This is a genomic window from Paraburkholderia madseniana, assembly GCF_009690905.1.
Taxonomy (GTDB): Bacteria; Pseudomonadota; Gammaproteobacteria; order Burkholderiales; family Burkholderiaceae; genus Paraburkholderia; species Paraburkholderia madseniana.
Window position 1 is genome coordinate 24,560 of the sequence record NZ_VOSW01000098.1, and the last position, 9,693, is coordinate 34,252.

Here is a 9,693-nt window from a genome sequence, read left to right on the forward strand (position 1 = left end):
CGCGCAAAAAGCAGTATGCAAACACATTTCAGCAAATGCAAAGAGAGCTTTGCCCATGTGCCGCAACGGATCGTTTCGACATCGCAAGGCGCCAGGCTTGCGCGGTTAGGGGCGTAGGCTCCGGTCGAGCGATCCACATCGAGAAATCGGTCAGCGGGCTACTACCGGCCGCCTCGGATTGAGATGCTGCGTCGGCGGCACCGGCGAATGCGAATGTCGCGTCCGCCAGCGACGACATCAGAAGCTCCAGAAGAGGAAGTGTCGATGCCGTCGCGCATGGACCGTGCGGGGTGGCCGGGTCTCGGGGCCGAGCTGTGCATCCGGATCAATGACCCTCGCGCGCAGCGCCATGTCATAGAACGCGCCCACCATCGGTAAGGCGCTGTGCGCGCCCTCGCCCCAATAGTCGTTGCCGAGCGTCACACGTGCATCGTCGAAACCTACCCATGCGCCTGCAACCAGTTGCGGATGCATCAGGATGAACCAGCTATCCGTGTTGTCCTGCGTCGTGCCCGTCTTGCCGGCCACGTCGGCGCGAATCCCGAAGCGCGTCCGGATGCCTGCGCCGGTGCCCCGGTTAACGACGTCGCGCATTACGTCGACGAGTGTTTGCGCGGCGCCAGCGGGCAGTGCCTGTTCCGGCGATGCGCTCGCGAATTCGGCGAGCACCTTGCCGTCGTGATCCTCGATGCGCGTGACCATGCGCGGTTCGAGATAGGCGCCGCGGTTCGCGATCGTGCTGTACGCCGAGACCATTTCCTTGAGCGTGACGGGGCTCGTGCCGAGCGCGAGCGACGGCACCGCTTCGAGCGGACTCTCGCGCACGCCCATCGCACGCGCGAGCTGTGCGACCTTCTCGGGGCCTTCCTTTTGCATGAGCTGAGCGGTGACACGGTTGCGCGAATACACAAGCGCGTCGCGCAGCGTCATCGGTCGGCCGGTCGGCGGTTCCGCGTCGGTAGGCCGCCAGCTCGCATGCCCTGTCAGCGGAATGGCGACGTTCCGGTCGACGATCGTATCGTTCGGCCGCGCGCCGTCCGCAAAAGCCGCGCCGTAGACGAACGGCTTGAACGTCGAACCCGGCTGGCGCCGCGCCTGCTGCACGTGATCGAACGGCTCGTCACTGAAGTCGCGGCTGCCGACCCATGCCTTGATATCTCCGTTGCGCGGATCGATCGCGACAAACCCCGCCTGGATCTGTGTCTTGCCCCGGCAGAGCGCGCGAACGAACGTGGGGTTCGTGCCGAGCTTCCTAAGCGCGGCCGGATCCGATTGACCGGCATCGCGTGCGGCGCGGTAGTCAGGCGTCTGCCGGATGAATGACTGGAACAGGTCGTTGGCCGGCCAGCAGCCCGTGCGTTCGCTCCATGCGTCGTTCGCGATCGATTGCAACTGGTTCGTCTGCCAGTTCATCGCCTGCGTCGCCATCGCCTGCAGGCGGGAATCGATGGTCGTGCGCACGACCAGCCCGTCGGCATAGATGTTATAACCATTGCGATCGGCCCATGCGATCAGCCACTTGCGCAATTGCGCCGAGAAATGAGGCGCGGCGCCCGGTGACGCGGTCTGCAACTCGAAATCGACGCTAAGCGGTTGTCGCTTCAACCAGCTGTAAGCGTCGACCTTGAGTTTTCCGTACCTGTTCATCTGCCCGAGCACTGTGTTTCGCCGCTGCAACGCGCGCTCGGGATTGAGCACCGGGTTGTAGGCGCTGTTGGCCTTCAGCATGCCGACGAGCGTCGCGCTTTCGAGGATGTCGAGCTGATCGGCCGATTTGCCGAAGTAGGTGCGGGCGGCCATTTCCACGCCGTAGGCGTTGTACAGGAACGGCACCGTGTTCAGGTACGTCTCGATGATCTGATCCTTGGTGTACACAGCTTCGATCTTGAACGCCGTGATCGCTTCCTTAAGCTTGCGCGTCAGGGTCGGCGCGCGGCCGATTTCGTCGGGATAGAGGTTGCGCGCGAGCTGCTGCGTGATCGTCGAGCCTCCTTGCCGGTCGCCGGAGAACGTATGCAGCGCGGCCGACGCGGTGCGCTTCCAGTCGATGCCGTGATGCTCGTAGAAGCGGCGGTCTTCGGTCGCTATCAATGCATCCAACATGTACGGCGAGATCTGTTTGAGCGACACCCACTCGCGATTGACTGGCTTGAATTCCGCGAGCAGTTTGCCGTCGGCCGACACGATCACCGCTGGCCGATCGACGCGGGCTTTGCGGATGTCGCCGATGCCCGGCGTAAATGGCACGAGCGCAAGCACGTACAGCAGGAAGAACGCCGGTAACGCGGCGAGTGTCAGCGCGACGCCCCGTCGCGTTGGGTGGCGAAGGCGACGCAGCGCGCTATTAAAGTCGAGTCTGGCCTTTGTGCTGCCGGCGGCGACCAGCGGTTGGATGCGGGCGAGCCACCGTGCGTAATGTTCACGAAACAACGATAAATATCGGCGATTCACGGTGGCGGGGCGCTGGCGGAAAAGCCGGGATCGTACCAAAACGGAACGGCGCTTCCGTCGTCAAAAAAGGCTGCGGCGCGCGGCATTAACAGATGATTACATTTGTTTCGTGTGGACGACGTTCGCTGACTATGGCCCCGGTTTTGCGGTGGCCCTTTGCCCGCGATCAGGACGCAGAACTATGGTCGAACGCGATTGCATCAGGCGCGAAGACGGAAGCACGCCTCATATGGATCACTCGCTGAGAATGCCGATCCGGGGATCAGCAGGCTGAGCGCCTTCTTCATGACCAGGGTGAGTCTCCGAGGCAAGGCCGGCATTAGGTCGAAGGACTGATATGACTTTCCGTGTCAATCGGGATCGGTTTTCGTCGCTTTCCTTTCATAGGCGCGAGAATTTCCTGAGGGCGGCGTAGCAGTAAGTCTCGACGGTGGATCGCACTGATATCCTCGGATTGGTTACCGCATTACAGAGGTCCGCCCCATGAGCCTGCCGCTATCTAAAGCCGCAAATCGAATGAGATCCGTTGGCACTGTCAACTTGTGGGACTTCGTCGATGATGATCCATAAGGCGCTGTGGCTCGGAAAGCGTTCGACGGAGTTTGGGCGACATTGGTAAATTCGCGCCATGCGACGAACCCGTCCGCGAGGTGTTTGCGATAGAGAGAAGCGCGCAGCAGATGTCGTTTCAGTGCGAAGTGCTGCCGGATCGGACCGAAGCTCGATACGAAGGCCTGCGTGCGCTTCGGGTCGCGAAAGCCTCGCATGCGCCGTTCGCGCTCCCGTGTGGGCTGATGGTTGTTCTCTGCACGGTTGTTGACGCGGGCCGCAGCCTTGACAAACACGTGCTTCACATTGACCAGATCCGGGATGTCGGCTTTCGCCGCCGGATAGCTGCGCGGGTGACGAACATCTCGTCGATGTGCCACGTGCTACCCGGCTTGCGGCGCGCCGCTTTCACCCGATGGGCAAAGCTCGCGCCGAACTTATCGCACCAGCGGCGAATCGTCTCGTAGCTGACCGTCACGCCGCGACCGAACAGCAACTCTTCGATGTCACGCAGGCTCAGTTGGAACCGGAAGTACCAATGCACCGCATGGCTGATGACCGTCGCCGGGAACCGGTGGCCGTGATAAAGCGATTTCGTTTTCGTCATCGCAACATGTTACGCGAGCACCCTGCCAACGTGACAGCGCCCTGGCGCATCCCGGAGCTCAGCCTCGAACGGCAGGGCAACCAGCACGAGCTGGTGGAGCGTCGCAAGGCGCTGCGCGATCTGCATGGCGGGCTGTATGCGGCTTATATGAAGACGCGCTGACACGGCGTGCCTTAAGATGATGACCCGTACAACCGCTCACAGGTTTTACGATGAACAGAACTCGGTACAGGATTGTCACGATGGATCAATACAACCCGGAGCGCGCGCCCGAGCCTGAATCATGGCTCGAACTCGACGAACAGGAGCGAACTCATCTCATTGAGACCTGGCATCGCGTCGCCCGGATCAAGCTTCCCAACGTCAAGGTACATGCCGTACTACACGCGATCGTCGAAAACCAGCTTGCCCTGGACCTCGATCCCGTGGTCCGGGCAATGGATCGCCTCATGAAAGAGGGACTCACGCGACACGATGCTATCCACGCGATCGGCTCAGTTGTCGCGGGGCATCTGTTTGACATTTTGCAGGCGAATCAGAACGACGATGCCGGAGCTTCGCAGGCGCATTACTACGCGGCGGTGGAGCGCCTGACTGCAGCGAGTTGGCGCAGTGGTGAGCCCTGATGCGGACATCACCGAAACTTCAGCCCTGGTTTGAAGCGAGGCAGCGTTTCAGGTTGATTTCGGGTTGAGTCATGCTCATAACAACGCTCTCGCTCATCGTTTGTGATAGGTGCCGATCAATTCGGCGTGTGCCAGTACGTGCCCCTGCATGGCTCTTTCGAGTGCCGCCTTGCTGGGGCCTTTCAAATCGGGCAGTACGGTGTCGAGCGCATACAGCTTGTGGAAATAGCGGTGGTGTCCCACGGGCGGGCACGGGCCGCCGTAAGCGGCACGCCGGAAGTCGTTCGTGCCTTCGAGCGTGCCGCCTGGCAAGCTCCCTGCAGCGGCGCCCTCGGGCGGCCCGGTTGCCGTCGGCGGGATGTTGTAGAGCACCCAGTGTACCCAGGTCATTTTCGGCGCGGCCGGGTCCGGCGCGTCAGGGTCGTCGACGATCAGCGCCAGGCTTTTTGCGTTCGCGGGCACGCCGGACCACGCGAGCGGCGGGGAAACATCGGCGCCCTGGCAGGTATGTTGCGGAGGAATCTCTCCGTTCTGCTGGAAGGCTTGCGATGTGATCGTAAGCGTCATGGCACTCTCCTCAGCGATAGCGGTGTATGGCGGGTTTGAATGCACGAGCACAGCAGTGTTCGTACGGTAGCGCTCGTGCGAGCGAACTCCGACGCGTATACGATATCCGAATGAACGTGGAGGGCGATCATGACCACGGTTGCCAGTTTTCATATCGGCTACACGCAATACCTCGGCCCCGACGGCGAGCCTGCTCAACCGCTGCCTGCGTTTGCACGGGACCCGGCGGCGCTGATTCCGCTCTATCGCGCGATGGTGCTGACACGCGCGTTCGACACGAAGGCAGTTGCACTGCAGCGAACCGGCAAGCTCGGCACCTTCGCGTCGTCGGTTGGACAGGAGGCGATCGGCGTCGGCGTCGCCAGCGCGATGCAGCCCGACGACGTGCTGTTTCCTTCCTATCGCGATCACGCCGCGCAATTGCTGCGCGGCGTCACGATGACGGAAAGTCTGCTGTATTGGGGCGGCGACGAACGCGGCAGCGATTTCAGCGTGCCGCGCGACGACTTCCCGAACTGTGTGCCGATCGGCACGCAGGTGTGCCATGCCGCCGGCGCGGCCTACGCGTTCCTGCTGCGTCACGAACCGCGCGTCGCGGTGGCGATATTCGGCGACGGCGGCACGTCCAAAGGCGATTTCTACGAAGCAATGAACATGGCCGGCGTCTGGCAGGCGCCGCTTGTCCTTGTGGTCAATAACAACCAGTGGGCGATCTCGGTGCCACGCAGCCGCCAAAGCGCTGCACAAACGCTCGCGCAAAAAGCGATCGCTGCGGGAATCGATGGACTGCAGGTCGACGGTAACGACGTGATCGCGGTGCACCATGTGGTCCACGCGGCGCTCGCCAAGGCTCGCCGGGGCGATGGCCCGACGCTGATCGAAGCGCTCAGCTACCGCCTTGGCGATCACACGACAGCCGATGACGCGACGCGCTATCGCGACGCCGAGGTCCTCAGCAAACAATGGGCGTACGAACCGTTGCTGCGCTTGCGCACTTACCTGATGCGCTTAAACGTCTGGGACAAGGCGCAGGACGAGCAACTCGGCCGCGCGTGCCTTGCGCAGGTCGAGCAGGCCGTCGACGCGTATCTGGCGGTACCGCCGCCGGATACCTCCGCGATGTTCGATCATCTGTACGAGAGCTTGCCGTTGGCGATGCGTGAGCAACTGGCGATGGCGCAGCGATTTGCGCCTGCTGTGGGGAATCGCCATGGCTGACCTCAACATGGTCGAAGCGCTCAATCAGGCGCTCGCCTACGAACTGGCGCACGATCCAGCCGTCGTGCTGCTCGGCGAGGATATCGGCGTGAACGGCGGCGTGTTCCGCGCGACGGTCGGGTTACAGGCGCGATTCGGCGTAGAGCGGGTGATCGATACGCCTTTGGCTGAAACCGCGATCGCCGGCACCGCGATCGGCATGGCGGCGATGGGCCTGAAGCCGGTCGTGGAGATCCAGTTCAGCGGGTTCATCTATCCGGCCATCGATCACGTTCTGAATCACGCGTCGCGTCTGCGGCATCGAACCCGCGGACGGCTGACGTGCCCGCTAGTGATCCGTGCGCCGTGCGGCGCAGGGATTCACGCGCCGGAGCATCATTCCGAAAGCCCTGAAGCGTTGTTCACCCATATCCCCGGATTGCGCGTCGTGACGCCATCGTCTCCTGCACGCGCATACGGCTTGCTGCTCGCGTCGATGCGCGACCCGGACCCGGTGATCTTCTTCGAACCGACGCGACTATACCGGCTCTTCAGACAGCCGGTGGAGGACAATGGCGAAGCACTGCCGCTCGACAGTTGCTTCACGCTGCGCGATGGGTCGGATGTCACCCTGGTGAGTTGGGGCGGCGCGGTGCAGGACGTGCAGGCCACGGCCGAGCTGCTTGCGCAGGAAGGCGTGATGGCCGAGGTGATCGACGTGGCGACGCTCAAACCGCTCGACATGAACACCATTCTCGCGTCGGTAGCGAAAACCGGACGCTGTGTGATCGTGCACGAGGGCTCGCGCACCGGAGGGGTGGGCGCGGAGATTGCCGCCAATATCGCCGAGCGTGGACTGTACTCGCTGCTCACGCCGGTGCAGCGCGTCACCGGATATGACGTGGTGGTGCCGCTGTACAGACTTGAGAATCAATATATGCCAGGCACGGAGCGCATCGTTGCCGCGGTCAGGCAGACTCTGGAGGCGTCGTGAAGCCATGAAAGTCTTCAAACTGCCCGATCTCGGAGAAGGCTTGCAGGAAGCGGAGATCGTCGAGTGGCACGTCAAGAGCGGCGACGAGATTCGCGCGGATCAACCGCTGTTGTCGGTCGAAACGGCGAAAGCGATCGTCGAGATTCCGTCGCCTCAATCCGGCCGTATCGCGAAGCTGTTCGGTCAGCCGGGCGACGTCGTGCATCTGGGCGCGCCGCTTGCCGCATTCGAAGGAGAGGGCGACGAAGCCGATGCCGGCACCGTGGTCGGCCATATGGAGGTCGGCCAGCATGTAGTGCAGGACGCGCCGACGGCGCCTGGCGGCGGCATGGGGGCGGGTGTTGGCGTGATCAAGGCGATCCCGGCGGCGAGGGGGCTCGCGCGCAAGCTGGATGTCGATCTGGCGATGGTGACGCCATCGGGTCCGGAAGGTGTTATCACAGCGGCAGACGTGCAGCGCGCCGCGAAGATACTCGCCGAGCTCGGGCCGCCCGAAGTGCTGCGCGGCGTGCGGCGTGCAATGGCGCAGAACATGGCGCGCGCGCACAGCGAGGTAGCAGCGGCAACCGTTATCGACGATGCCGACATTAATGCGTGGCCACCCGATACCGATGTCACGATTCGCCTGATCCGTGCACTGGTGGCAGGATGCCGGGCCGAACCGGGGCTTAACGCCTGGTTCGACGGACATACGGGGCGGCGCCGCGTGCTGGAGAAAATCGATCTTGGCATCGCCGTCGATCTGCCGGATGGCCTCTTCGTCCCGGTGTTGCGCAACGTCGCGTTACGCGACCCGGCCGATCTGCGCGGCGGGCTCGACCGGATGCGTGCCGACATCCGGGGGCGCAAGATCCCGCCGGAAGAACTGCGCGGCAATACGATCACGCTGTCGAATTTCGGCATGATCGCCGGTAAATATGCGGCTCCCATCGTTGTGCCGCCTACGGTCGCGATTCTCGGCGCCGGGCGCATTCACGAACAGGTCGTGGCGGCCGCCGGCGTGCCCGCCGTGCATCGGATCTTGCCGCTGAGTCTGACATTCGACCATCGGGTCGTCACGGGCGGTGAAGCCGCGCGTTTTCTTGCCGCGACGATGGCGGATCTACAGATGGCACGGTAGCTGATCTGAACTTGGCTACAAGCGGACATTACAACTTAGCCTCTACATCACTTGTCGAGGCTCATATGCGCATGTCACGGTTGCGGTATGTAACGTCGTGAGGCCGTGCGCTGAGCAACGGCCCAGAACATACCAAAAGTGTTGATAATTTATCGACAGTAAAGTGACTAATTAAAGCTGGTGTTACACCTGCGGAACCAGAGTCCCGCAAGCATTAGCGCGTAGCACCAGCGACCAAAAATCCCGGGAAAATTTTTCCCACGCCCCTTCCCACAACGCGCGAACCGGCTCATCTTTCGATCGCTCTGCATTTGCAGCTGCAATTACTTCGAAAGGTGTGACACCGAGAACTTCGGCGACCCGGAGAGCTGTGTTGTCGTCGAACACGGAAAGACCGAGGCGGTATTTGCTTACCGCTGCTCGCGTCACACAGAGCGCTTTTGCAAGCGCGTAGTCAGACGGCAAGTCAAGGCGCACCTTGACTGCGTCCAGATATTCCACCGTAGTTTTCATACCCACCCCATTTTTCAGGTCTACCCGGCGTAAACGGTAGCTGATCCGTCAACGACGTTCAACGTATCATAACGTTGACGTGTATCATTTCGTTGACTATTATTCGCCTTGTCGCCCCGTAAGCCACCGGTAATCTACCCACCGACCGGCGCGAGGAGGCCACCTAGCAAGGCCGGGGCGACTTTCACGAATAACACGGGCGGGGTAATGAGGATGGGGAATGAGACGCATTTCGTTACAAATTCGTAGTTCTTCACACGGCGGGTTCTCCGTCGTCAGCCCATTCGAGCGCAGGGCGCGTCGGATTGCGGCAGTCAACTCCTTCTTCTATTGGCTCGGCGCGTAATGGGAACCGTCCTGTTCGTCACGTTCCTTGCGGGTATTGCGGTCGGTGCATTCGCGCTCGATCTCCTTTCAAACCGACGCCGCGGATGACCACCATCGCGGTGACTGCGGTCCTGTTGGCGGCCGCTCTCATCGTCGTATTGATCGCGCTGGCGCTTCTTGTTCGTCAATTGAGAGAGTGGGGCAGATGACTTCTGACTGGATCATGTTCGGGGCAGGAATGCTATCCGGCTTCGTTGCTGCGGGCTTCTTCATGGTCACCGCGCTTGCGCTCGTCAAGATCACCAACGACGGAACGGTGACGCGATGACATCTGAAAATTCCGAAGACGTTTCTATTGATTATGTGACGCAGTCCGAAATTATGGAGGGCGGCACAAATGGCCTCAATCAAGCTCTGTGAAGCTGAAATGCAGGCACTTTATGGCCTTGGATACGAAGCAATCGCGCTTTACGTAATGGCGATTCGACCACGTATGGACTTTGCGACTGGTATGGTCGGCGTCGCGCCTCGCATCTCATGGCAGGCCCTGCGCGAGTGGATCTATGTCGAGCCGCTGTTGATTTGCACGGAATCCTGACCCACCCTACGCAGTAATTTGCATCGAATATTGACCCACGTAGAACACTGACCTGCTCGGCAACGGGCAGGGGAACGGAGTGATCGACGTGGCTATATTGAGCATCATCCGACGCTGGCACTTTCGCGATCATGTCTCGTTGCG

The 9,693-nt window shown here is 61.6% G+C and carries 10 protein-coding genes and 1 pseudogene; 7 read left to right on the forward strand and 4 right to left on the reverse strand.

Annotated features, from left to right (window positions below; translation table 11 throughout):
- Window positions 1-237: 237 nt before the first annotated feature.
- Together FSO04_RS36000 and FSO04_RS36005 are read right to left on the reverse strand one after the other, a co-directional pair.
- Window positions 238-2,430, reverse strand: coding sequence for a penicillin-binding protein 1A (locus tag FSO04_RS36000; protein WP_154566264.1), 2,193 nt, complete (start codon window positions 2,428-2,430; stop codon window positions 238-240).
- A gap of 608 nt (window positions 2,431-3,038) precedes the next feature.
- Window positions 3,039-3,607: pseudogene (locus FSO04_RS36005) on the reverse strand (IS6 family transposase); the annotation flags it as partial.
- Between the two features lie 30 nt (window positions 3,608-3,637).
- Between FSO04_RS36005 and FSO04_RS48385 the strand changes: the two are divergent.
- Together FSO04_RS48385 and FSO04_RS36010 are read left to right on the forward strand one after the other, a co-directional pair.
- Window positions 3,638-3,769 carry a hypothetical protein gene (locus FSO04_RS48385; protein ID WP_266238968.1) on the forward strand — a complete coding sequence of 44 codons (132 nt, stop codon included), beginning with the start codon at window positions 3,638-3,640 and terminating at the stop codon, window positions 3,767-3,769.
- An 80-nt stretch (window positions 3,770-3,849) separates the two neighbouring features.
- Window positions 3,850-4,233 carry a hypothetical protein gene (locus FSO04_RS36010; protein WP_154566265.1) on the forward strand — a complete coding sequence of 128 codons (384 nt, stop codon included), beginning with the start codon at window positions 3,850-3,852 and terminating at the stop codon, window positions 4,231-4,233.
- 93 nt (window positions 4,234-4,326) lie between these two features.
- On the opposite strand, the gene FSO04_RS36015 is transcribed toward FSO04_RS36010, so the two are convergent.
- A complete protein-coding gene (locus FSO04_RS36015; RefSeq protein WP_154566266.1) occupies window positions 4,327-4,800 on the reverse strand; it encodes a YbhB/YbcL family Raf kinase inhibitor-like protein in 474 nt (157 codons plus the stop codon).
- 129 nt (window positions 4,801-4,929) lie between these two features.
- Here FSO04_RS36015 and pdhA point away from each other — a divergent pair, with 129 nt between their 5' ends.
- Genes pdhA through FSO04_RS36030 form a run of 3 tightly spaced genes read left to right on the forward strand, consistent with a single transcriptional unit; the run spans window position 4,930 to window position 8,111 of the window.
- Window positions 4,930-6,018: a pyruvate dehydrogenase (acetyl-transferring) E1 component subunit alpha gene (pdhA, locus tag FSO04_RS36020; protein WP_154566267.1), complete on the forward strand. Its 1,089-nt coding sequence runs from the start codon at window positions 4,930-4,932 to the stop codon at window positions 6,016-6,018.
- Window positions 6,011-6,991, forward strand: coding sequence for an alpha-ketoacid dehydrogenase subunit beta (locus FSO04_RS36025; protein ID WP_154566268.1), 981 nt, complete (start codon window positions 6,011-6,013; stop codon window positions 6,989-6,991). Before pdhA ends, FSO04_RS36025 begins: the two co-directional genes overlap by 8 nt.
- 4 nt (window positions 6,992-6,995) lie before the next feature.
- Window positions 6,996-8,111 carry a dihydrolipoamide acetyltransferase family protein gene (locus tag FSO04_RS36030; RefSeq protein WP_154566269.1) on the forward strand — a complete coding sequence of 372 codons (1,116 nt, stop codon included), beginning with the start codon at window positions 6,996-6,998 and terminating at the stop codon, window positions 8,109-8,111.
- Window positions 8,112-8,294: 183 nt separating this feature from the next.
- On the opposite strand, the gene FSO04_RS36035 is transcribed toward FSO04_RS36030, so the two are convergent.
- The gene (locus FSO04_RS36035; protein WP_154566270.1) at window positions 8,295-8,624 is read right to left on the reverse strand and encodes a helix-turn-helix domain-containing protein; all 330 of its coding nucleotides are present in this window, start codon (window positions 8,622-8,624) and stop codon (window positions 8,295-8,297) included.
- Between the two features lie 532 nt (window positions 8,625-9,156).
- Here FSO04_RS36035 and FSO04_RS48390 point away from each other — a divergent pair.
- Both FSO04_RS48390 and FSO04_RS36040 read left to right on the forward strand, forming a co-directional pair.
- On the forward strand, window positions 9,157-9,279 hold the full coding sequence (locus tag FSO04_RS48390) for a hypothetical protein (protein WP_259461602.1): 123 nt from the start codon (window positions 9,157-9,159) through the stop codon (window positions 9,277-9,279).
- A gap of 69 nt (window positions 9,280-9,348) precedes the next feature.
- On the forward strand, window positions 9,349-9,549 hold the full coding sequence (locus FSO04_RS36040) for a hypothetical protein (RefSeq protein WP_154566271.1): 201 nt from the start codon (window positions 9,349-9,351) through the stop codon (window positions 9,547-9,549).
- Window positions 9,550-9,693 lie beyond the last annotated feature (144 nt).